Here is a 22,669-nt window from a genome sequence, read left to right as displayed (position 1 = left end):
TCTCAGCCTTTCGCTTTCAGGCGCAGCCCGGTTTTTTTCAGGATGCGCGTGGAATAGAGGATGTTGCTGCCCCGGCAGGCCGATCCCAGGATCGCGGCGATCTGGCCGCGTTTGTCTTCGACCTCATCGGGCGAGCTGCCATGAACCATGGCGAACAGGTTGTAGGGCCAGTCGGGCAGGGCGCGGGGCCGTTCATAGCAATGGGTGACGAAGGGCAGTGCTCCGATACGGGCGCCGAGTTCGGTGATCAGGTCGTCCTGCACATCCCAGACGGTCATGCCGTTCGATGTCATGCCCAGCTTGTAGTGGTTGGGGGCCGCGGCGATCCGCCGGATCACCCCGCGTGCCTTCAGCGCTGCCAGCCGGTGCAGCAGGGTGGCTTCCTCGATCCCCAGATCGTCGGCGACCTGCGCAAAAGGCGCGGGCACCAGGGGCAGCCCACCCTGCAGTGCCTCGATGATCCGTCTGTCGGTTGCGTCTATCATGCTGCCACCCGGAAGCCGATGAAGAATTCCTGCAGTTTCGGGAACCGGTGAACCGTGATTCCCGTTTCCCGTTCGATCGCGTCGGTCGTAGCGGTGATCGCCTCGGGCGTTTCGGTCGCCAGAACAAACCACATGTTCAGCCGGTGCGTACGCTCATAATTATGCGCCACCTCGGGGTGCGCATTGACTTTGGTCAGGACGGTTTCAAACTCGGCCTCGGGCACCGCCATGGCGCACAGGCAGAAATCCCCGCCCATGGCGGCGGCGTCGAAGAACGGGCCGAACCGGGTGATGACCCGGTCGGCCTTCATCCGCGCCAGCCGGTCCAGCAGGTCCTGCTCGGCGATCCCCAGTTCGGCCGCCACGTCGGCATAGGGGCGGGGGGTCAGCGGCAGGTCTTCCTGCAATCGGTTCAGCAGGCGGCGGTCGGTGTCGTCCAGCGGGGTCATGCGGCGGCCTCTTTCGGTTTGATCAGTGCGCCGGTCTGCTTGAAGCAGCGGGTCGAGAACAGAACCTTGTGCGCGGCGCCCGACAGTTCGGGTAGGGCGGCGGCGCCGGCCAGGATACCCCGCGCCTCGGAGCGCGACCGGGCGTGGATCATGGAATAGAGCCGGTAGGGCCATACGCCCTCGACTGGTTGGCGTTCATAGCACAGGGTCACGCCGGGATGCGCGGCCAGTGCGGGGCCCGCGTGGTCGATCCGGTCGGCGGGCAGGTCCCATACGACCATGGCGTTGGCCGACCACCCCAGCGCCCGATGCCGCACGATGACCCCCAGGCGCGAGATGACGCCGGCCCTGTGCAGCACCCGGATGCGGTCCATCACGTCCTCGGGGGCGCGGTTCAGGGACCGGGCCAGCGCCGCGTAGGGGTCGGCCATCAGCGGCAGTCCCGCGCTGAGCGCCTGCAGGATGTCGCGGTCGCCTTGCCGCAGAACGCTCCGGTCGACCGCCCGCGGCCGTGGCACGCGGCGCGAACAATCCGACATGCGAAAACCCAGATCGACGTTGAACGGGCGGACCAGCCGCAGGTCCAGCACGCGCAGCCCGGTGCGGTCGCTGATCCGGGCCAAAGTGGCGTCCACATGCGCCCGGTCGGGGCCAGTGGCTACGAACCACAGGTTCCAGTCATCCTCGCGCTGGTAATTGTGGTTCACGCCCGGCTCGGCGTCGATCAGAGCGGCGATCTGTTCCACCTTGTCCTCGGGCGCGGCGACGGCGGCCAGTGTGCTGGCCGAGGCCACGCCGGGCGCGACCGTCGCGCCGACGCGGGTGATCCGCCCGGCCGCGCGCATGCGGGCCAGGCGGTCGATCACCTCGGCCTCATCCAGCCCCAGCGCCGCGGCCAGCACCTGGAACGGCCGGTCAGCAACGGGAAAATCGCGCTGCCAGTCGTCCAGCAGCCTGCGGTCGATCGGGTCGGTGATATGGCACATCGCTTACAGCCCCGTTCTGTGCGCACGCGCGGTGAAGAAGATGCCCGAGGGGCTGTCGGCCTGGATTTCCCGCAGCTTTTTAAAGCTGTGGGTGTCATAGACCATGATCTTGTTGGCATCGCGCACGCTGATCCAGACCTCGTGCCCACGCGGGGTGAACTCCATGTGCAGCACCGCCGGGCCGGGTTTGAATTCGTGGATGACCTGTTTGCTGACCGTGTCGATCACTTGGATCGTGTCGTTCATCGGGTGGGCGAAATTCACCCAGACCTGCCGGCCGTCGGGCCGCGCCATGGCAAAGACGGGCTGGCCATAAGTCTGGGTGCGCCCGGTTTCCGTGAGTTTATCGGCATCGACCCAGAGCACTTGGTGATGGCCGACGGCCGGCAATACGAATTCGGCGCCCGTATGCGCCCAGCCTTCCAGATGGGGCATCTTGTAGACGGGCATCTCTTGTTGGCCGCGCCCATAACCGGGCAGCACCCGGATCGGTTCGGGCGTGTCGTCCCACAAATCCAGAGCGGTCAGCCCGTCCTGCCCGAACAGGCCGGTGATGTAGGTGCGGCCATTGGCGGTGATCAGTGCGTCATAAGGATTTTTACCCATGTCAATGATCTTGGTGATCTGCGGGTCGGTGCCGCGCGCGAAATCGGCGATCCAGGTCTCGCCCGTGTCCCACATGGTGAACACGAAACGGCGGCCCGGTGCATCGACAAGGCCGATGGTCTTGCTGCCGGTAGGGATGTCGGCCACCAGATCCAGCGTGTCGGCGTCAAAGACGCGCACCCCGCCGGGTTCATAGTTCGACACCGCCACCAGCGTGCCATCGTCAGAGATCGCTCCGCCGATGGCGTTGCCGGCCTGCACGACCCGTTTGGCGATCTGACGGGTCACGATATCGACCTTGGTCAGCCCGCCGTCGCGCCCGAAGACATAGGCAAAGCGTTCGTCGGGCGAATAGACCAGCGAGGCATGGGACAGATCGCCCAGCCCCTCGATCCGGGCCAGCGCGGCGCGGTCGGACTGATCGATCAGCAGGACCGAGCCGGTGGCCCGTTCGATCACCAGCCCCAGGTCTCCGGTGGCGGTGGGTTCGGCATGGGCTGCGGTCATCAGCAGCGCGGCCGCCAGGCCAAGGACAAACTGTTTCATTGCGCCTCCGGTTTCAGCAGATAACGGGCGATCCATTCGGCCTCTTCCTCGCTGATGAGGGGCCGCCACGGCGGCATGGCCGTGTCGGGGATGCCGTCCAGGATTACGCCGGTCAGGATTTCGGGGTCATAGTGCTGCAGGTTTCCGGCCCGCAGATCGGGGCCCAGCCCGCCTTTCAGGGTCAGACCGTGGCAGGACCCGCAATCCTGATGCACCAGACGCTTCAGCGCGTTGGGGTCCAGCGTGTCGGCGGCAAAGGCTGAGGTGGCCACCAGCACGGCGGCGGTCAGCACCGCGCGCCCGGGCCAGTCCCGACGGCCTGGGTCAATGGGCAGAGTCCTAGCCATGAGCGTGCTCCAGCAACTCGGCAACCGGCCGTTCGGCATAAAGCGACACGACCTTGCCGATGATGAACAGGGTAGGGGCGGCCAGACCGGCCGCGCGCACGTCGGCGGCGACACGGTCAAGACGCGAGACAAGGCGGCGCTCGTCCGGGGTGGTCGCCTTGCCGACGGCCAGGACGGGGGTCGATCCCGGCAGGTTCTCGGTCATCAGGCCCATGGCGATCTGGCCAATATTGGCGACGCCCATGTAGATGACCAAGGTGGTGTCAGGGTCCGCCAGGCGCTTCCAGTCGAGGTCCAGCACCTTATCGGCCTGACGATGGCCAGTGACATATTGAACCGAGGTGGCCAGCCCGCGATGGGTCAGCGGCACGCCGGTCGAACAGCTTGCCCCCTGCGCCGCGGTGATGCCGGGCGCGTATTCAACCGCAATGCCATGGTCCATCAGAAACGCCGCCTCTTCCGAGCCGCGGCCAAAGATCATCGGATCGCCCCCCTTGAGGCGGGCAACCCTGTGGCCCGCGCGGGCCTGTTCCAGCAGGATCTGGTTGATCCGGTCCTGCGGCACGGTATGGCATTTGGGCGCCTTGCCCACGGGGATCAGCCGCGCACCGGGGGCGTGCATGGCCAGGATCTCCTCCGAAACCAGACGGTCGTAGACCACCACATCCGCCTCGCGCAGCATGCGCAAGGCACGCAGGGTCATCAATTCGGGGTCTCCGGGTCCGGCGCCGATCAGAAAAACCTTACCGCTCATGGTGCAATCTCGCTTGGTCTGAATGTCATCGGGACCCGGGTGTTCCGGTCGGTTCCGAGCGCGGACAGAGCGGCGGATCGGGACGTTGCTGGGATGGCCGGGCGTGTCATGGCCGCAGACTGGCGCATTCGCAAAGAGGCCTCCTTGACATAAGTTAAGGAGCGCGGGATTTGCGCCCGCGCTCCTTTAGTTTGCCTGTATGTCTGCCTGCGTTCAGTGCTCGACGGTGACCATGCCGACCATGTTCTGCGTTTCCCAATGCGGGCCGCACAGATAGTCCTGCGGGCCGGGTTCAAGGAACGTCATCTCGACCGATTCCTCGGGAAAGATGCGGTCGGATTCGGGCTGGCTGCCATCCTTCAACAGCACCGAGTGGCTGGTGCGCTTGTCCACGTTGACCCAGCGCACCGTGGTGCCGGGCTTGATCGTGATCCGGGCCGGGCAGAAGTGGTACTTGTACATCAGCACCACCTCGGCATCCTGCACGGCGTCGGAGGGTTCGCCGAAGAGTTCGACATAGCGTTCCTCGGCCTGGGCGCAGATCTGGTCGGCTTCATCGGCCAGGGCTGGCAGAACCATCGCTAGGGTCAGGACTGCGGTCAGAAGGGGCTTGGTCGTCATGGTCGCGTGTCTCCTCGGCCGTGGAAAAGGGGCCGGATTGCCGGCCCCTTTTCGTTACTGTTTGACCACGTTGATGTCGGCGCTATCGTCGTCCAGCGCGAGGCTGGTGTTCAGCGTGACGTGGTGGAACCGCGCCGCCGAGTGATCATCGTGGATGGCAAAGCCCACCGTGTAGGACTTGCCCGGCTCCAGCGGCACGTCGCCCGGCGCGCCCGAGTTCAGCGGACGTGAGAACACCACCGTCCACATGCCGCCCGACAGGCTGGCCGAGGCCGAGATCTCGCCATCGTTGACCACGCGCTGTTCCAGCAGATAGCCGTTGGTGGCGCTGCCATCGGCATAGACGCGCATCAGGTCAAGGAAAGTGCCGTCCTGCAGGTACTGCGCGATCTGTTCTTCGGCCTGCAGCTTGTCCCAACCGCCCAGCGGCTTGCCGCGCCGGCCTTTGACTTCGACCTCGGTGCGGCTTTCGCTGATGTACTTGGTGACGGTGTCCTTGGCCGTTAGGCGTGCGGCCACGTCCGGGTTGGCGGCGATGGTTTCGGCATCGGGCGCAAAGGGCATGTAGGTGTTGTCGGCGTGGCACGAAGCCCAGCACCCCACCTGTTCGCCCAGCTCGATCCCGGTGCCGGTGATCATCATGGCGACCTTGATCGGGTTGTCCGGGTCCATCTTGCCGCCGTCGACGAAGGGCACGGGATTGTGGCCTGCATCCGCCCATTGCAGCCGGATATACAGGTTTTCGTCGTCATGCGCGGCCTGAACCGTGGCGTCGATCACCCCGCGTTTGCCTGGGATGGGGGTCGGTTCGAGTTCACCGCCGGCGACGATTTTGTTGCCGATCGCGTCCAGCTCCTTGGAGTGGCAGGTCGAGCACTGGTCGCCACCTTTGGTCAGCGGACGGGCGCCGCCGTGGGTCTTGCCATTCTGTACCCATTCGAACGAAGCCTGTCCCGGATAGAACAGTTTCAGATCGGTGCTGGCCACGGCGTTCCAGTCGATGTTGCCACCAACGTCGCTGCCGCCCGAGGCCGCGGCGTCGGTTGCGGTGCCATCGGCCTTGGCGCGTTCCTCGGCCACGGCAGCGTCGACCGCAGCGGCGATCTGTGCCTGCACCGCCTCCTGCTGGGCTTTGCGGGCGGCTTTCTCGGCTTCGGCCTCGGCGGCCTCCTTGGCTTCGATCCGTTCCAGGCTGGCCAGGTATTCCGGCGGGATCGGACGGGCGAAGGCCGGGTTCGGGGCTTCGAGCTCTTCCAGGAAATCCTCGGGTGCGCGGTCACGGATGTTCGAGTGCGCGATGCCCTTGTGGCAGTCGATGCAGGTCTGGCCGACCTCCATCGCGTTCAGGTGCTGCTGCCGCGCGCGTGGCTTTTGGAACTCGGGCATCATCGACTCGAAATCGTGGCAGTTGCGGCATTCGCGCGAGTCTGTCTTTTTCATCCGCTGCCATTCGTTCATGGCCAGATGGATGCGCTTGGCCTCGAATTTCTCGGGCGTGCTGATCGAGCCGACTATCTTGCCGTACAGCTCTCTCGAGGCTTTGATCTTGCGGATGATCTTGTGTGTCCAGTCCTTGGGCACGTGGCAGTCCGAACAGACCGCGCCCACGCCCGAGCGGTTTACGTCATGGATCGTGCCCTTGTACTCGGTGTAGATATAGTCGCGCATCTCATGGCACGAGACACAGAATTTCTCGGTGTTGGTGGCTTCCATGGCGGTGTTGAACCCGCCCCAGAAGATGATGCCGGCGACAAAGGCCGCGGCAATGCCGGCCACGGGCATTCCCCACAGGAAATACCGGCGCCAGATCGGTTTTTTCTTTTCCGGTTCGGACTGGGTCATGTCCAGGCTCCGTTTTGGCTGTCATGTCTGGCCTTGGATTTCAGGCCGGTTGGAATGGTGGTTGGGATGCCGGGCAGGGCGCCCGCCGCGGACAAACGTGGAAAGGGCGGGCGAGGGGCCCGCCCTTTCCTGTGCTTGCTGCCAACCCGTCAGGTGACGTGGTTCGAGCGGTTGTAGACGTTGAACTTGCCGGTCGGCGCATAGAGCCCGTCGATACGGCCGATCTCTTCCAGCGACTTGGCGTCGAAGATCACGATTTGACCGTTGGGCTCCTTGGAGTCCGACAGGTTCCACTTGGAGACCCAGACCTCGGTGCCGTCGGCATTGAATTCAAAGTGAACGGCGGCACTGCCTTCGTCTTCGGTGATCTGGATCGTTTTCACGATCTCGCCGGTCTCTTTCGAGATGACTTGCACCGACTGCTGGATTTCCGGCTCGGGGTGTTTGGTCTGGTCAGCCCAGATGTAGTCCGAGTTCGGGTGGGTGCGGACAAACAGGCCGGGGCCGTCCGTCTCCACTTCGTAGCAGACCTTCCAAGCCTGATCCGGGTGGCCTTCGGGGTCGTTGCCCCAAACGGTCACGGTACCCACACCCAGGTGGGTCGTGCCGGCAACCGGTCCACAGTTCGGATCGACCCAGTTTGCGCCCGGTCCGGGGTGCGGCAGGGCGGCGGTGTCGATCATCGCCTCCAGCTTGTGGGTTTCGGTATCGACGACTACCATTTTGTTCGACGCGTTCGCGGCGATCTGGAAATAGCGGCCCGTCGGGTCAAAGAACCCGTCATGCAGGAACTTGGCGCTGTCGATCTTGTCGATGCGCAGGTTGTCGAGGTCCGTGTAATCGACCTGCCACAACTGGCCCAACTCTTTCACGGCGACGATCCAGGTCGGTTCGTTCGGTGTCGTGTAGATCGCGGCCACGCGGCTTTCTTCGACATAGTCGCCGTCCACGTTCACGCCGCGGGTCGAAACGACCTTGAGCGGTTCCATGGTTTTGGCGTCAACGATCGCGAAGTGCGGCGGCCAGTAACCACCACCGATGACGTATTTGCCATCGCCGGAAACTGCGACGTCGCGGGCGTCATAGGCGATCTTGACCTCAGAGACCAACATCTTGTCCGGCGTCTGCCAGAGGTCGATTTTGGTCATCTTGCCGTCGCGACCCATGGTGTACCAGAAGCGGCCGGGATGTTCCGGTTCGGTCAGGCTATGGTGTTCGGACGCTTTCAGAACGTGCACGGCATAGCCGGTGGGGATGTGGGTCAGCACCTCTTTGGTGTCGCCGTCGATTACGGCCACCTTGCCCACGTCACGTTCGATGACGACGAAGAAGTTCTCCCAGTTGCGACCGTGCAGCGGCTCGGTCGGATAGTCTGCCTCTTCGACATAGACCTTGCGGGTCGCCTTCATCTGTTCCAGCGACATTTCCGGCGGCTTGGGCGGGTCCATCATGATGTAGGTCGCCATGTCGCGGATCTGCTCCTCGGTCATGATGTCCGAGAAGTTGTTCATACCGCCTTCGGTGCCCCACGCGATGATTTTTTCAAGGCGCTCCTGGCCCAGTTGCAAGGTGCCGCCTTCGGTCACGGTGCCGTCGGCTGCGGTTTTCTTCCAGTGTGGCTCGAGGTTCTTGCCGGTGGCGCCCTTGCGCAGCACGCCGTGGCAGCCGGCACATTGTTCGAAGTAGAGCTGTTTCGAAGCCTCGAAGGCTTCGTCGCTCAGGGTTGGCTCTTCGGCGAATGTCGGAGCAGCGACGCTGCCCAACAACATGGCCAGACCGACCCTGAAGGCGCGGCCGGTGGTGTAATGGCTGATTCCAAGTGACATGATCACTCTCCGTTTGCTGGTGAGGCAGGCCGGACACTGCGCCGGGACGGGCGTCTTCTCCTTGACGAAAGTCAACGGAGGGGGTGTTCAGACGGAAATGACGCGGAAAAAAGCCATGAAAATAAGTGCTTTTTGGGGTCATGTTTTCGCCGACGCTTGATTTTGGTTAAGGGGCGCGGGTCCGCCGGTTGCTAGTGCTTGGCCATCGAACAGCTTGGTCAAGGAGAGCAGGCATGCCATCGGCAATCACGCGCGTTATGGGTGAGGGGTTCCGGGTCTTTTTTCTGTTTGCAGGTCTTTACGGCGTGTTTGCCGGTCTGGCCTGGGGAGGGTGGCTGGCAACGCTGGCAGGGATCGAAATATGGACCGAGACGCCCTATGCCATGAGCCCGCCGATGTGGCACGCGCACGAGATGATTTTCGGCTATGCCAGTGCCGCACTGGGCGGGTTCTTTCTGACCGCCGTTCCCAACTGGACCGGCGCCCCCGAGGCGCGGCGCTTGTTTATTGCCGCGGCAGCGGCGCTGTGGTTGGCCGGGCGCGTGGCACTGTGGTTTTCGGGTGTGATCGACCCGGTGATTGTCGCGGTGCTCGATCTCGCCTTCCTGCCGGTTCTTGCGGCCAAGATTGCCACCCAGCTGATCCGGCGACCAAAACCGCAGAACATGATCTTTCTTCTGTTGCTGGCCTACATCTGGGTGTCCAACCTGTTGACCCATCTGGACTGGATCGGAGTGACGACCGGAACCCTCGATGTCGGCCTCCGCACAGGACTGCTGGCCTTGTGTTCCATGATCGCCATTCTGGGAGGTCGGATCACTCCGGCCTTTACGCGCAACGCAATGAAGCGCGAAGGCGTGCCCGAAGCTGAGTGGCCTGTCAGTCGCGATTGGATGGAAAAAAGCAACATGGTGCTGGCCCTGCTGCTGCCCGCTGCGATGTTGATCTTCGGGGCCGGGTACCCGGTCGCGATTTTGGCGCTGGTCCTCGGAGCGATACAGGGCTTGCGCCTGTCAGGTTGGCGGGGGGCTTGGGCGCTCCGGCAGCCGATCCTGTTCGCGCTGCATCTGGCCTTGGGTATGCTGGGCCTTGGGCTGGTACTGTGGGGTATCAGCCTTTTGGGCTTCGGCAGTGAACTTGGTGCGCTGCATGTGTTGGGCATCGGCTGTGTGGGTGGGATGACCCTGGCGGTCATGAGCCGCGCGGCGCTTGGCCATAGCGGACGGGGGCTGGTCGCCCCCGCGCCGGTGGTCGTCGCCTACGGTGCGATGGCTCTGGCTGCGATTTTGCGCTGGATTGGGTCCGGGTTGGACGCGCATTTTCTGACCTCCATGCTGGTCGCCGACGGGCTGTGGATCAGCGCGATGGCGCTGTATGTGGTGGCGATGTGGCCGGCCTTGGTGGGTCCGCGTGCGGTACCGTCCTGAGCGGCTCAGGCCCGGTCGATCAATGGTCGCGCGTTTTTGACATGCCGATGGATCATGTGCCGCGCACGCTTGCCGGTTTCGGGAATGGGCCGAGCTGCGATCGGGACATGATCCGGGTCGTCAAGCTCGGGGAAAATCTCGAAGATCTCGTCTCGGGCATCCCGGCCGATGCTTTTGAGTGCTTCTGGCCCGGTGTACAGGCTTTCCGACGGAGCCCCCTCGGCGGTCACGATTTCATGGCGGTCGAACAGGATGTGGTAGTACGTCACGCTGCTGGCGGTTTCATCGACATGAACGCCGGGAACGCCGACCAGCTTGTGGGCGGGGATCAGCACCTCTTGGGCGTCGAACATGCGCACGGCAATCGCCGAGCGAACCAGCATCCGGTGCTGCGGAGAGACCCGCAGGTCGCGCCGCGGTAGACCCGCCCCCAGCGCTCCGGCTGATACACAGATCGGACGCAGGCGTGGGTTGGCCTGCAAATCGACCGACGTTAGGATGCGCGAGCCGATCCAGCGAATCGGTTGCGGGCCGTGATCGAGCGTCAGCACCAGATCGCCTTCGGCCAGATCTTCTATCGCCTTGGCGCCGGTGGGTGTTTCGATCAGCGTACCGGCGGTAAAACAGGGCACGTCGACAATGGCTGTGGGATCGGTGGTGTCCGGAGCGTTTGAAGGGGTCACATTCGAACGAATGAAGGAATAGGCGGTACCGGGTACCAAAGGTTCGGACGTGATGTATCCGACAAGATTCCCTTCAACCTCGACCCGGAAAACATCGATCGTACCGCCGCCCGGTTTGGTCAGGGAGTAGGATTCTTCCAGATAGATAGCGCCGGAATCAAAGGTGGTTGATCCGTCAAGGCTGGTGACGACGCCTGTCTGTGTCAGGTCATCGCCGACTTCGTTGTTGAAACGGTCGCCGTTGAAATCAGTTCCGTTGTCCGGATCTCCGTTCACGAGCGTTCCACCGGCCGCGTCGGTTACGTCAAATACCCGGCGATCGGTGTTCGGATCATAGCCTGAACTCAGAGTGATGGTACCGGAGTTAAACCCGGTAAAACTAAGTGAAATCACCCCTGGCGCGTAGCCGATATAGGAATAGTTCGCCATCTCTTACTCGTTCACTCGCTCAATCAAAGACACCGGAACAGCACATCACGGACCCGGACACTCCATCTGACTTCGCACCCTGATAACAGCGGTTCAAGGCGATTTCGGGGCATTTCACGCTTATTTTAAGGGAATGTAGCCTATTGGCCGCGTGCCAGGACAGAGTCTTGACTTTCGTTAAGGCGGCAAACCGCCCATCCCGCCATTGTCCCCCCACCAGCAAAGCGGCGCAAAGGAGAGCGCAATGCGAGAAGTCATGACCAAGAGCATGGCCCGCAACATATTCTATGGCGGGTCACTGTTCTTCATCTTAATCTTTCTGGCCCTGTCGGCCCACTCACACCTGTACATCGTCAATTCGCCGAACTCGGCGAAGCTGGATGAGAGCGTGATCCGGGGCAAACACGTCTGGGAAAAACACGCCTGCATCAACTGTCACTCGATCATGGGTGAGGGTGCCTATTTCGCCCCCGAGGTCGCCAACGTGATGACCCGCTGGGGCGTTCTGGACGACCCGGAATCGGCCTTTGAATCTCTCAAGGGCTGGATGGAGGCGCAACCCACCGGCATTCCCGGTCGCCGGCAGATGCCAAGGTTCAACCTCAGCGACGAAGAGATCCGTGATCTGGCCAACTTCCTGATCTGGACGGACAATATCGACGCTCAGGACTGGCCCCCGAATGACGCGGGCTGAGAAGGGAACGGAGCAATGAAATACGAATCCCAAAAAGTGGCCTATGCCTATTTCGCATTCGCAATGGGCCTGTTCGCGATCCAGGTGATCGGCGGTCTGCTGGCCGGCTGGATCTATGTATCCCCCAACTTTCTGAGCGAGCTTCTGCCGTTCAATATCGTGCGGATGCTGCACACCAACGCGCTGATCGTGTGGTTGATCACCGGCTTTTTTGGCGCGGCCTATTTCCTGATCCCCGAAGAGGCCGAGCGCGAGATCCACTCGACCAAGCTGGCCTATATCCAGCTGGCGATCCTGATTCTGGGCACGCTGGGTGTGGTGCTGACCTATGTCTTCAACCTGTTCGAAGGCAACTGGCTGCTGGGCAAAGAGGGGCGCGAGTTCCTTGAACAACCCAAATGGGTCAAGGCCGGCATCGTCGTGGCAGCGCTGATCTTCCTCTACAACGTGTCGTTGACCGTTCTGAAGGGCAAGAAGACCGCCATCACAAACATCCTGCTGCTGGGCCTGTGGGGTCTGGCGCTGCTGTTCCTGTTCGCCTTCTACAACCCGGGCAACCTGAGCCTCGACAAGCAGTACTGGTGGTACGTCGTTCACCTGTGGGTCGAAGGCGTGTGGGAGCTGATCATGGCCTCGATCCTGGCCTACCTGATGCTCAAGCTGACCGGAGTTGACCGCGAGGTGGTCGAGAAATGGCTGTATGTCATCGTCGCCGCCGCGTTGTTCTCGGGCATTTTGGGCACCGGCCACCACTACTACTGGATCGGTACGCCGGGTTACTGGCAGTGGATCGGGTCGATCTTCTCAAGCCTCGAGGTGATCCCGTTCTTTGCGATGATGGCCTTTGCGTTCGTCATGGTCTGGAAGGGCCGTCGGGACCACCCCAACAAGGCCGCGCTGCTGTGGTCGCTGGGCTGTGCCACGCTGGCCTTCTTCGGCGCCGGCGTCTGGGGCTTCCTGCACACGCTGCACGGGGTGAACTACTATACCCACGGTACGCAGATCACGGCGGCGCACGGGCACCTGGCCTTCTACGGCGCCTATGTCTGCCTCAACCTGGCGATCTTCACCTATGCGATGCCGATCCTGAAGAACCGTGATCCGTACAATCAGGTGCTGAACATGGCCTCGTTCTGGCTGATGACCGGCGGCATGGTCTTCATGACCTTCGTGCTGACCTTTGCCGGCACCGTCCAGACGCACATGCAGCGCGTGGTGGGTGATTACTACATGGATGTGCAGGATCAGGTCGCGATCTTCTACTGGATGCGCTTCGGCTCCGGTCTGGTCGTGGTCATCGGTGCGCTGCTGTTCATCTACTCGATCTGGGTTCCGCGCAAAGAGGTCATCGAACCCGGCGTCGTGGAAACCCCGGCGGAGTGATGGATATGGACGGCTCCATGAAACTGGGAACGGGGGCGGCAGACGCCCCCTTCTACCTGCCCCAGGGCGACGAATGCGACGTGTTCGCCGCCGCCTATACCAACAAGCTGCCGGTCCTGCTGAAAGGGCCGACAGGTTGCGGCAAGACCCGCTTCGTGTCCCATATGGCCGCCAGTCTGGGTCGGCCGCTCTATACCGTGGCCTGCCACGACGACCTGGCCGCGGCCGACCTGATCGGGCGCTACCTGCTGAAAGGCGGCGAGACCGTTTGGGTCGACGGCCCCCTGACCCGCGCGGTGCGCGAGGGCGCGATCTGTTACCTGGACGAGGTGGTCGAGGCGCGCAAGGACGTGACCGTGGTGCTGCACCCGCTGACCGACGATCGTCGCATCCTGCCGATCGACCGCACCGGGGAAGAGCTTGAGGCCGCGCCCGGCTTCATGCTGGTGGCCTCCTACAACCCCGGCTATCAGAACATTCTGAAAACCCTCAAACCCTCGACCCGGCAACGGTTCATCTCGCTGGAATTCGACTTCCCCTCGCCTCAGATGGAAGCCGAGGTGGTCGCGCAGGAAAGCGGACTGCCGCTGGACCGCTGCAAGCCGCTGGTGCGGCTGGCGGGCAAGCTGCGCGGGCTCAAGGGTCAGGACCTCGAGGAAGGCGTGTCCACCCGCCTGGTCGTCTATGCCGCGACGCTGATCGCGCAGGGCATGTCCACCGACCGCGCCATCCTTGCCGCCATGATCGAACCTCTGACCGATGACGAGGATATCAAACGCGGGCTCCTCGATCTTGTCACCGCCGTCTTTGGGTGAGGCCGGCGATGGTCTGGATCGACTTTGAGCCATGGGAACCCGAAGAAACGATCGGGAAACTGTGGCACACCCTTGCCAGCCGCCTTGATGCACCAGAGGTGCACGAAGGAGCCGCGGTCGACCTGTCGCAGGTCGCGGGGCGGCTGGCCGTTCTTTTCCGGGGGCTTGGGGGCAGTCCGGGCGTCGAGCTGCGCCCGGTTTCGCCCGAGCTCTCGCGCCACCGGCTGGGCTGGCGGCGCAAGCTGGCCACCGAGGCCGAACTGATCCCGCGCGCCAGTTTCGACGGCGAGGTCCTGCGCCTGCCCGACCGGCTGGCGGTGTTTCCCGCGCGCGAAGCCAACGGCGCGCTTTATGTCTGGCTGGCGGCGGTGGCGGCCCATGCCGGAACCCGCATCGACGAGGACGATCCTCTGCGCGCCGACATCCGCGCCCTGCAGGCGGCCCGCGCGATGGTCGCCGACACGCTCGAGGACGCGCCGGGCCTGCGCCCGCTTTACACCGAACTGTGCAAGGGCGTGCTGTATCAGCGTGACCTGCCCGGCCTGCCCCCGGCCGAGGCCGCCGTCGAAGACCTGATCCGCCGGATGCTGGGCGACCCGGCCCCCCTGTCCGCCCGCGCCCAGGCCTACGACGCCCTGGGCGACGACGTGGCCGCCCCGCGCGGGTACCAGCCGTTTCGCCCGGTGCCCCTGTGGCCCGAACTGCGCGCGGTCGCCTTTTCCGAACACACCGAGGTCGAAAGCCGCGACACCGACGGCCCACCCGAGGAATCGGGCGAAAAGACCCACCGCGCCCGCCGCCGCAAATCCGACCAGGCCGAGCGGCAGGACAGTCTGATCCTGCACAAGTTCGAAGCGATCCTCAGCTGGGCCGAATTCCTGAACCTCAACCGTCGTATCGACGATGACGATCCGGACAACGCGAAAAAGGCCGCCGATGATCAGGACGAAATCGGGCTGGGTCAGATATCGAAGGCGCCGCCGACGCGGCTGAAGCTTCATCTCGATCTGGCGCCCGAGGACGTGAACCGCGAACGCCTGTCGGGGCGTGTGCTGTACCCAGAGTGGGACGTGCGCACCGGACAATACCTGCCCGATCACGTCAACGTTTTGACCTCGGATGCCGAGATCCGCGAGGAGGCCGCCGAATTCGGCAAGGACCCGGCCACCGCCCGCCGCATCCGCGCCGTCAAACGACAGTTCGAGGCCCTGCGCCCGGGCCGGGTGATGACCCGCGGCCATCTGGACGGCGACCAGCTGGACATCGAAGCCGCCGTGCGCAGCGCCGTGGACCGCCACGCCAATGGCGAGGGCAACGAGCGCGTCTGGATGCAATCCCGCCCCGAGGCGCGCGACCTGGCGGTGTCGATCCTGCTGGATGTCAGCCGCTCGACCGAAAGCGCGGTCGCGGGGCGTGCGGTGATCGGCATCGAACGCGAGGCACTGGCGGCGCTGGCCTGGGGCCTGAACGCCTGCGGCGACGATTTCGCTATCCACGCCTTCAGTTCGCTGAAACGCCAGCGGGTATATGTGCAGCGCTGCAAAAAGTTCAATGAGCCCATGACCGCCACCGTGGAGCAGCGCATCGCGTCTCTGCGGCCGGGCCATTACACGCGGCTGGGGGCGGCGATCCGGCATGCCTCGGCCGATCTGGCGGCGCAGGCGCGCAAACGCCGGCTGCTGCTGGTGATCACCGATGGCAAGCCCAATGATCTGGACCACTACGAGGGCCGTCACGGCATCGAAGACACCTGCATGGCCGTGCGCGAGGCGCGCCGGGCGGGGCAGTCGGTCTTTGGCGTCACCATCGACAAGACCGGCAAAAGCTGGTTCCCGCGCATGTTCGGGCAGGGCGGGTTTGCGGTGATCCCCGACCCCAACCGCCTGAACATGGCCCTGCCGCAGATCTATCGCCAACTGGTCGGCGCATGAGCGATACGTCCCTGATCGACGAGCTGCCCGGCGAATTGCTGATGTGGGTTCTGATCGTCTCGGAACTGCTGGTGTTCGGGGCCGGACTGATCGCCTTCATGGGCGTCCGCCTGACCGACCCGGCAGGCTTTGCCGAGGCGCAATCGCATCTCTACCGCACCGGGGCCGCGCTCAATACGGGGGTTCTGGTCACCTCGGGCTTTCTGGCGGCGCGGGCCCTACGCTGGCGACAGGCCGCACGCCGCGCCGCCACAAGGCTGGCGCTGATCGGCGCGGCCCTGCTGGGCTTGGTGTTCCTGATCATCAAGGGCGCGGAATATGCGGGAAAGGCGGCACAGGGCATCAGCTACGAGACCCACCCGTTTTTCCTGTTCTACTACCTTCTCACCGGGTTCCATGCCGCGCATGTGCTGGCCGGGGTCGCCATTCTGCTGCTTGTCGCCTGGCGCGACGATCCCCGCAATATCGAGGCCGGCGGCCAGTTCTGGCACATGGTCGATCTGGTCTGGATCCTGCTGTTTCCGGTGATCTATCTGTTGGGGTGATGCGGTGCCGAGTTTTTCCTTTGCCCGATACACCCGCGCGGATCGCCTGACCCGCGCCTGGGCCGGCCTGATCGCGCTCAGCCTGGCCTCGGCCCTGCTGACCCTTGTGCCCATTGAGCCCCGGCTGGTCGGGGGCGGCATCCTGCTGCTGGCCTTGTTCAAGGCCCGCATCATCCTGGCGCGGTATCTCGACCTTGAATGCAGCCCGGCCTGGCTGCGGGGCTTCACGCTGGTGCTGAGCGCCTTTGCGGCACTGATCTTCGCGCTCTGCCTGGTCTGAGGCAAAAAAGAACCGCCGCGCACAGGGGCACGGCGGCTTGCCAGTTCAGGGACAGAAATCTATTGCGCGGCCATCGGCATCCGGGCGATCTGGCACCGCTGCCACAAAGCCGACAGCGCGCCGACCAGATGGTCGATATCGGCATCGGTATGCACGGGCGAGGGCGTGATGCGCAGCCGCTCGGTGCCCTTGGGCACGGTGGGATAGTTGATCGGCTGGATGTAGATGCCGAACTCTTCCAGCAGCGTGTCCGAGATGAACTTGCACTTGACCGGGTCGCCCACCATCACCGGGATGATGTGGCTGGGGTTGGGCAGATGCGGGATGCCCTCGGCGTCGAGCCGGGCGCGCACCTGGGCCACGCGCGCCTTCTGCAGGTCGCGTTCGGCATTCGACTGCTTCAGATGCCGGATCGAGGCCGCGGCCCCGGCCGCGACCGCCGGGGGCAGGGCGGTGGTAAAGATGAACCCGCTGGCAAAGCTGCGCACGAAATCGCACAGCGCGACCGACGCGGCGATATAGCCGCCCACCACACCGAAGGCCTTGCCCAGCGTACCCTCGATCACGGTCAGGCGGTCCATCAGACCCTCGCGCTCGGCGATGCCGCCGCCGCGGGGACCATAGAGGCCGACGGCATGGACCTCGTCCAGATAGGTCATGGCGCCGAATTCATCGGCCAGGTCGCAGATTTCCTTGATCGGAGCGATGTCGCCGTCCATCGAATAGACCGATTCAAAGGCGATCATCTTGGGCGCCTCGGGGTCGGCGGCGGCCAGCTTGGCGCGCAGGTCGTCCAGATCGTTGTGCTTCCAGATCACCTTCTGCGCCCGCGAATGGCGGATGCCCTCGATCATCGAGGCATGGTTCAGCGCGTCCGAGAACACGATCAGGCCGGGGATCCTGGCCGCCAGCGTCCCCAGCGCCGCCCAGTTCGAGACGTAGCCGGAGGTGAACAGCAGCGCCGCCTCTTTCCCGTGCAGGTCGGCCAGTTCGTGTTCCAACAGGACGTGGTCATGGGTGGTGCCGGAAATGTTGCGGGTGCCGCCCGCACCGGCGCCGCAGCGGTCCAGCGCATCATGCATCGCCGCCAGAACCGACGGGTGCTGGCCCATGCCCAGATAGTCGTTCGAACACCAGATGCGCACGTCCCGTGCCGCCGCGCCATCGGTCTGGCGGGCATTGGGAAAGGCGCCGCATTTGCGCTGCAGGTCGATGAAGACACGATAGTTGCCCTCGGCCTTCAGGTCGCTGAGGCTCTGGCTGAAAAAACGCTCGTAATCCATGTCTCGATCTCCCCGGAAAACTGGCTGTTGGCGGGCAGACTATGGGTGCGCGCACGCCGGGAACATGACAATAGTCAAGCGACGCCGGGAAAAGGGTGGTGCGCGGCGCGCGGGTTTGGCATAGGCTGGCGCAGGGATGGATGGGCCGGGTTTTCGGCCGGACAAAAGGGGATGCCTTCGTGGCGCATGAAGCACAAAAAGCCATTGCGCGGCAGTCGCTGCTGCTCAAAAGCCTGCCGGATCAGCATGTCGAAACGTTGCTGAGCCACGCGATCTGGCGTCAGTATGACCGTGGCGAGACGATCTTTGTGCAGGAAGAAAGCGCCCAGGCCGTGCATGTGGTGCTGGCCGGATGGGTCAAGCTGTTCCGCATGTCGCCCACCGGGGCTGAGGCCGTGGTCAGCGTCTTTACCCGCGGCGAAAGCTTTGGCGAAGCGGTAGCGCTGCGCAACGTGCCCTATCCGGTTTCGGCCGAGGCGGTCTCGGCCTGCGAGATCATGCACATTCCCAGCCCGGTGCTGATTTCCTTGATGAAGACCGACCCCGAGATCGGGATCTCGATCCTGGCTTCGACCTTCACCCATCTGCATTCGCTGGTGTCCCAGCTGGAACAGCTCAAGGCCCAGACCGGGGCGCAGCGGGTGGCCGAGTTCCTGCTGAACCTGTGTGATTGCGACGAAGGCGCCTGCGAAGTCGAGCTGCCTTATGACAAGATGCTGATCGCCGGGCGTCTGGGCATGAAGCCCGAAAGCCTGAGCCGTGCGTTTTCGCGGCTCAAGGCGGTGGGGGTGAAGATCAACCGCAACCACGCGGAAATCTCGGATATTCCGCAGCTACGCGACTATGCCGACAGCGACCCGGCCGACAATTGGGGGCGCTGAACGCGCCCGGTCAAACCCGCAACCCGTCCTCTCCGAAGGTCAGTGCATTTGTCGGATCATAGTCGATGCCGACCTGTGTCCCCGGGGACACCTGATGCTGACCAAAGGCCCGAACGGTAAAAGGCTTTTCGGTACCGATATCGACCAACACGTTGGTATCTGCGCCAAGGTTTTCCACGTGAACGACTGTGCCTGACAGCGGACCCGTCTGCCCAAGGCGAGCGTATTCAGGGCGAATGCCGATAAGTTGCCGGCCAGATCCACCGATCCGATCGGCGGGCACGAAATTCATCGCCGGAGACCCGATGAACTCGGCCACGAACCGGTTGGCGGGGTTGTTGTACAGCTCCATCGGGCTGCCGATCTGTTCGACTCGGCCGTCCCGCAACACGACGATCTTGTCCGCCAAAGTCATCGCCTCGGTCTGGTCGTGGGTCACGTAGATCATGCTGGCGTCGATCTGGCGGTGCAGGTTTGCGATTTCGACCCGGGTGTTCAGGCGCAACGCGGCATCCAGGTTCGACAGCGGTTCATCGAACAGGAACAGTTTGGGGTTGCGCACGATCGCGCGGCCGATCGCGACGCGCTGGCGCTGACCGCCGGACAACTCGGCCGGGCGACGTTCAAGATAGGGATCCAGCGACAACATGCGGCTGGCTTCGGTGATGCGGCGCGCGATTTCGTCCTTGGGATGCCCGGCCTGCTTCAAGCCCAGTTCCATGTTCCCCCGAACAGTCAGATGCGGATACAGCGCATAAGACTGGAACACCATTGCGATGCCGCGCTTGGCGGGTGGGACCTCGTTGACGGTCTGGCCATCGATTTCGACCGTTCCCGAGGTCGCCTCTTCAAGCCCCGCGATCACGCGCAGCAGGGTGGACTTGCCGCATCCCGAGGGGCCTACAAAGACCACGAATTCGTTTTCCTCGACGGTCAGGTCGATGTTTTTCAGCACGTTTACCTGTCCGAAGGACTTGCACACATTGGTCAGTTTCAGGGCGGTCACGTCACGTCTCCTTCAGGTCGACCGGCTGGCCGGATCGAATGCTTTGGTCGGCGGCAAGGCAGATCCGCAGGGATTGCACCGCGTCATTCATATGGCGGGTCAGGTCGATGTCCTGCGCGATGGTTTGCAGCATGTAGGCTTGTTCGGCGTCGCACAGTTCCTGGTGGCCGGGTTCGCCATCCATCTCGATCAGGGTGTCGCCGCTGGCTTTGTGCACCAGAATGCCGCCTACCTTCGTGTGGCCGTCCACATCGTCGGATGCGCCCTTGTTGCCCTCGGTTATGGAAACCGCGCCATTGGGTGAAACGATATCTTTCACGAAGAACGCCGTTTCGGACATCATAGGACCCCAACCAGCCTCGTACCAACCAACCGAGCCATCTTCGAACACCACCTGGAACTGGCCGTAATTGTACATGTCGGGCGCGATCTCATCCGACAAACGCAGGCCCATGCCGTTGACCCGGACGGGCCGGGCATCGGTAATCTGGCACATGACGTCGACGTAATGCACACCGCAGTCCACGATGGGTGAGGTGGTTTGCATCAGCGCCTTGTGCGTCTCCCATGTCGGGCCGTCGGACTGCTGGTTCAGGTTCAGGCGAAAGACATAGGGGCCGCCCAAGTCGCGCGCCTCGGATATCAGCCGCATCCACGAGGGGTGATGCCGAAGGATGTAACCAACCACCAACTTGCGGTTGGTGTCAGTGGCCTTTTCTACCACACGGCGTGCGTCTGCGACCGTGGTGGCCAGGGGTTTCTCGACAAAGACATGCGCACCGGCATCCATCGCGGCACAGGCATAGTCAGCATGGCTGTCGGAATAGGTGGCAATCACGGCCAGATCAGGGTTGGTGTCCGCAAGCGCCGTATTGAAATCGGTGAAGACCGGATACCCCTGCAAATCCGGGTGATCCACTGTCCCGGATCGGTTCACCAGACCCACGATCTGGGCGTCGGGATGGTGATGATGCGCCAGCGCGTGGCTGAGGCCCATGTTTCCCAAACCTGCGATCAGAACCCGGATCATTTGACCGCCCCCGAAGTGATCCCGCGGATCAGTTGCCGCGAGAAGATGACATACAGAACCATGACCGGCAGGATCGCCATGCTGAGCGCGGAAAGCACCGCGTTCCAGTCGGTGACGAACTGACCGATGAAGACCTGGCTACCGAGGGTCAGGGTCTTGGTCTCTTCGGCCGGGGCCAGGATCAGCGGGAACCACAGGTCGTTCCAGATCGGGATCATGTTGAACACGGCCACGGTCGCCATCGCCGGACGCACCAGCGGCAGAACAAGGCGGAAGAAGATGGTGTATTCGCTCAGCCCGTCGATGCGGCCTGCGTTCTTGAGGTCGTCGCTGACTTGCCGCATGAACTCGGACAGGATGAATACGGCCAGCGGCAGGCCCTGTGCGGTGTAGACGAGGATCAGCGCCATCAGCGTGTTGACCAGACCGGTCGCCACCATCATGTCCAGGATCGCAACCGTGCCGATGCGGATCGGAATCATGATGCCCAATGCAAGGTACAGGCCCATCAGCGTGTTGCCTTTGAACCGGTATTCGCTGAGCGCGAAAGCCGCCATTGCGCCGAACAGCAGGATCAGGAACAGCGACACGACGGTGACAATCATCGAATTCTGGAAATACAGGAAGAAGTCGCCCTGTTTCATCACCGTCTGGTATCCGATCATCGAGAACGAGTCGGCATCCGGCAGCGCCAACGGTTCACGGAAGATCGCCTTTCGCGATTTGAAGCTGTTGATCACGATCACGAAGACCGGAAACAGGGCGATCAGCGTATAGAGGATCAGCGCGCCATGCATGGCTGCGATGTTGAAGCGGTTTCTGCGGGCTTTGTTCATTCTCCTCGGGCCCCTCAGAACTGATACCGGCGGATGCGGGTCTGGATCAGGAACAGATAGATGCAGACCCCCGTCAGGATGATGGCGAACATGCCCGTTGCGATGGCCGATCCCATATGCGGGTCACCGAGCTGCAATTGGAACCCGAAGAAGGTCCGGTACATGAACGTGCCAAGGATGTCGGTCGAGAAGTCCGGCCCCGCCAGAGCACCTTGGGATGCGTAGATCAGGTCGAACGCATTGAAATTACCGACAAACGTCAGGATCGAGATGATGCCGATCGAAGGCAGGATCAGCGGCAGCTTGATCTTCCAGAATGCGGACATGCCGGTGATGCCTTCGACTTCGGCAGCCTCGAGGATCTCTTCGGGGATCGACAGCAGGGCGGCATAGATCAACATCATCGGAATGCCCACGAACTGCCAGACCGAAATCAGGGCCAGCGTGGTCAGCGCGTATTCCTCTTTGCCCAGCCAAGGCGCGAACAGAGATTTGAGTCCGACCGCGGCCAGCATATCGGGGGCGATGCCCCAGATCGGCGACAGGATCAGCTTCCAGGCGAAGCCAACGATCACGAAGGACAGGATCGTCGGGATGAAGATGGCCGAACGGTAAAACGCCGCAAAGCGCAGGCGAGGGTGGCTGAGGATCGCCGCCAGTGCGATCCCGATCGGATTCTGCACCAGCATGTGAATGAAGAAGAACCAGAAATTGTTGCCAAGTGCGTTCCAGAACGCATCCGACCAAATCGGGTCGCCGAACAGGGTGCGGAAGTTGTCCAGGCCTACGAAAACACGGGCCTGATCAACCTCGGTGTAAAGCGCCAGCCGCAGCGTGTTGAACAGCGGAAAGACCATGACGGCCGAGTAGACCAGCACTGCGGGTGCCAGAAACACCACGATGTGCCATTTGATCCGGCGATTGCCCATGTTGTTCCTCGAAAGCTCAGGGTGGCTCTGGCCGTCTGGCCAGAGCCGTTTGCGT

General features: G+C 63.1%; 23 protein-coding genes. 8 read left to right on the top strand and 15 right to left on the bottom strand.

All coding sequences use genetic code 11. The features are described 5' to 3' along the window. Positions 1–2: 2 nt before the first annotated feature. The 9 genes from ahbB (ACR0CU_RS13695) to ACR0CU_RS13655 all read right to left on the bottom strand — a co-directional run bounded on the left by ahbB (ACR0CU_RS13695) (position 3) and on the right by ACR0CU_RS13655 (position 8,462). Positions 3–485: a siroheme decarboxylase subunit beta gene (gene ahbB / locus ACR0CU_RS13695; RefSeq protein WP_170447894.1), complete on the bottom strand. Its 483-nt coding sequence runs from the start codon at positions 483–485 to the stop codon at positions 3–5. Beyond that, on the bottom strand, positions 482–934 hold the full coding sequence (locus tag ACR0CU_RS13690) for an Lrp/AsnC family transcriptional regulator (RefSeq protein WP_170447892.1): 453 nt from the start codon (positions 932–934) through the stop codon (positions 482–484). Before ACR0CU_RS13690 ends, ahbB (ACR0CU_RS13695) begins: the two co-directional genes overlap by 4 nt. Continuing rightward, positions 931–1,920, bottom strand: a complete 990-nt coding sequence (gene ahbB / locus ACR0CU_RS13685) for a siroheme decarboxylase subunit beta (protein WP_170447890.1) — start codon at positions 1,918–1,920, stop codon at positions 931–933. Before ahbB (ACR0CU_RS13685) ends, ACR0CU_RS13690 begins: the two co-directional genes overlap by 4 nt. Before the next feature lie 3 nt (positions 1,921–1,923). Continuing rightward, on the bottom strand, positions 1,924–3,072 hold the full coding sequence (locus ACR0CU_RS13680) for a cytochrome D1 domain-containing protein (RefSeq protein ID WP_480643248.1): 1,149 nt from the start codon (positions 3,070–3,072) through the stop codon (positions 1,924–1,926). Next, the gene (locus tag ACR0CU_RS13675; RefSeq protein WP_480643246.1) at positions 3,069–3,419 is read right to left on the bottom strand and encodes a c-type cytochrome; all 351 of its coding nucleotides are present in this window, start codon (positions 3,417–3,419) and stop codon (positions 3,069–3,071) included. The genes ACR0CU_RS13680 and ACR0CU_RS13675 overlap by 4 nt, the downstream gene beginning before the upstream one ends. After that, positions 3,412–4,173, bottom strand: a complete 762-nt coding sequence (cobA, locus tag ACR0CU_RS13670; RefSeq protein ID WP_170372713.1) for a uroporphyrinogen-III C-methyltransferase — start codon at positions 4,171–4,173, stop codon at positions 3,412–3,414. The genes ACR0CU_RS13675 and cobA overlap by 8 nt, the downstream gene beginning before the upstream one ends. Positions 4,174–4,386: 213 nt before the next feature. Then, entirely contained in the window at positions 4,387–4,794 is a 408-nt protein-coding gene (locus tag ACR0CU_RS13665) for a cupredoxin domain-containing protein (RefSeq protein ID WP_480643244.1), read from the bottom strand. Positions 4,795–4,848: 54 nt separating this feature from the next. Then, a complete protein-coding gene (locus tag ACR0CU_RS13660) occupies positions 4,849–6,636 on the bottom strand; it encodes a NapC/NirT family cytochrome c (RefSeq protein ID WP_480643242.1) in 1,788 nt (595 codons plus the stop codon). A 149-nt stretch (positions 6,637–6,785) separates the two neighbouring features. After that, a complete protein-coding gene (locus ACR0CU_RS13655) occupies positions 6,786–8,462 on the bottom strand; it encodes a cytochrome D1 domain-containing protein (protein WP_480643240.1) in 1,677 nt (558 codons plus the stop codon). Between the two features lie 233 nt (positions 8,463–8,695). Here ACR0CU_RS13655 and ACR0CU_RS13650 point away from each other — a divergent pair, with 233 nt between their 5' ends. Further along, a complete protein-coding gene (locus ACR0CU_RS13650; protein ID WP_480643238.1) occupies positions 8,696–9,889 on the top strand; it encodes an NnrS family protein in 1,194 nt (397 codons plus the stop codon). Positions 9,890–9,894: 5 nt separating this feature from the next. Here the strand turns inward: ACR0CU_RS13650 and ACR0CU_RS13645 are convergent, their stop codons facing one another. Then, on the bottom strand, positions 9,895–11,001 hold the full coding sequence (locus ACR0CU_RS13645; protein ID WP_480643236.1) for a Hint domain-containing protein: 1,107 nt from the start codon (positions 10,999–11,001) through the stop codon (positions 9,895–9,897). Between the two features lie 244 nt (positions 11,002–11,245). On the opposite strand from ACR0CU_RS13645, the gene ACR0CU_RS13640 reads away from it, so the two are divergent. From ACR0CU_RS13640 to ACR0CU_RS13615, 6 genes are read left to right on the top strand one after another with little or no spacing between them, the layout of a single operon-like run. After that, positions 11,246–11,695 (top strand): c-type cytochrome, encoded by a 450-nt coding sequence (locus ACR0CU_RS13640; RefSeq protein ID WP_005977183.1) that lies wholly within the window; start codon positions 11,246–11,248, stop codon positions 11,693–11,695. 15 nt (positions 11,696–11,710) lie between these two features. Beyond that, positions 11,711–13,078 carry a cbb3-type cytochrome c oxidase subunit I gene (locus tag ACR0CU_RS13635; protein ID WP_170341159.1) on the top strand — a complete coding sequence of 456 codons (1,368 nt, stop codon included), beginning with the start codon at positions 11,711–11,713 and terminating at the stop codon, positions 13,076–13,078. Between the two features lie 5 nt (positions 13,079–13,083). Continuing rightward, positions 13,084–13,893 (top strand): CbbQ/NirQ/NorQ/GpvN family protein, encoded by an 810-nt coding sequence (locus tag ACR0CU_RS13630; protein WP_254437599.1) that lies wholly within the window; start codon positions 13,084–13,086, stop codon positions 13,891–13,893. An 8-nt stretch (positions 13,894–13,901) separates the two neighbouring features. After that, entirely contained in the window at positions 13,902–15,824 is a 1,923-nt protein-coding gene (locus tag ACR0CU_RS13625) for a nitric oxide reductase activation protein NorD (protein ID WP_170447875.1), read from the top strand. After that, the gene (locus ACR0CU_RS13620) at positions 15,821–16,369 is read left to right on the top strand and encodes a cytochrome c oxidase subunit 3 (protein WP_480643233.1); all 549 of its coding nucleotides are present in this window, start codon (positions 15,821–15,823) and stop codon (positions 16,367–16,369) included. Before ACR0CU_RS13625 ends, ACR0CU_RS13620 begins: the two co-directional genes overlap by 4 nt. Positions 16,370–16,373: 4 nt before the next feature. After that, a complete protein-coding gene (locus ACR0CU_RS13615; RefSeq protein ID WP_170366034.1) occupies positions 16,374–16,649 on the top strand; it encodes a cytochrome C oxidase subunit IV family protein in 276 nt (91 codons plus the stop codon). 59 nt (positions 16,650–16,708) lie between these two features. Here the strand turns inward: ACR0CU_RS13615 and hemA are convergent, their stop codons facing one another. Continuing rightward, positions 16,709–17,932, bottom strand: a complete 1,224-nt coding sequence (hemA, locus tag ACR0CU_RS13610; RefSeq protein WP_170447871.1) for a 5-aminolevulinate synthase — start codon at positions 17,930–17,932, stop codon at positions 16,709–16,711. 179 nt (positions 17,933–18,111) lie between these two features. On the opposite strand from hemA, the gene ACR0CU_RS13605 reads away from it, so the two are divergent. Continuing rightward, a complete protein-coding gene (locus tag ACR0CU_RS13605) occupies positions 18,112–18,813 on the top strand; it encodes a Crp/Fnr family transcriptional regulator (protein ID WP_093963736.1) in 702 nt (233 codons plus the stop codon). Positions 18,814–18,823: 10 nt separating this feature from the next. Here ACR0CU_RS13605 and ACR0CU_RS13600 read toward each other — a convergent pair whose 3' ends face one another. Genes ACR0CU_RS13600 through ACR0CU_RS13585 form a run of 4 tightly spaced genes read right to left on the bottom strand, consistent with a single transcriptional unit; the run spans position 18,824 to position 22,614 of the window. Continuing rightward, complete coding sequence (locus tag ACR0CU_RS13600; protein ID WP_170447869.1) at positions 18,824–19,819, bottom strand: ABC transporter ATP-binding protein; 996 nt, start codon at positions 19,817–19,819, stop codon at positions 18,824–18,826. A 1-nt stretch (position 19,820) separates the two neighbouring features. Then, a complete protein-coding gene (locus ACR0CU_RS13595) occupies positions 19,821–20,849 on the bottom strand; it encodes a Gfo/Idh/MocA family protein (RefSeq protein WP_170447868.1) in 1,029 nt (342 codons plus the stop codon). Next, positions 20,846–21,685 carry a carbohydrate ABC transporter permease gene (locus tag ACR0CU_RS13590; RefSeq protein ID WP_170341176.1) on the bottom strand — a complete coding sequence of 280 codons (840 nt, stop codon included), beginning with the start codon at positions 21,683–21,685 and terminating at the stop codon, positions 20,846–20,848. The genes ACR0CU_RS13595 and ACR0CU_RS13590 overlap by 4 nt, the downstream gene beginning before the upstream one ends. Before the next feature lie 14 nt (positions 21,686–21,699). Continuing rightward, positions 21,700–22,614: a carbohydrate ABC transporter permease gene (locus tag ACR0CU_RS13585; RefSeq protein ID WP_093963180.1), complete on the bottom strand. Its 915-nt coding sequence runs from the start codon at positions 22,612–22,614 to the stop codon at positions 21,700–21,702. Positions 22,615–22,669 lie beyond the last annotated feature (55 nt).

The sequence above is a fragment of the Ruegeria sp. BC2 genome (assembly GCF_056539245.1).
This window is presented reverse-complemented; position numbering and strand designations above follow the sequence as displayed.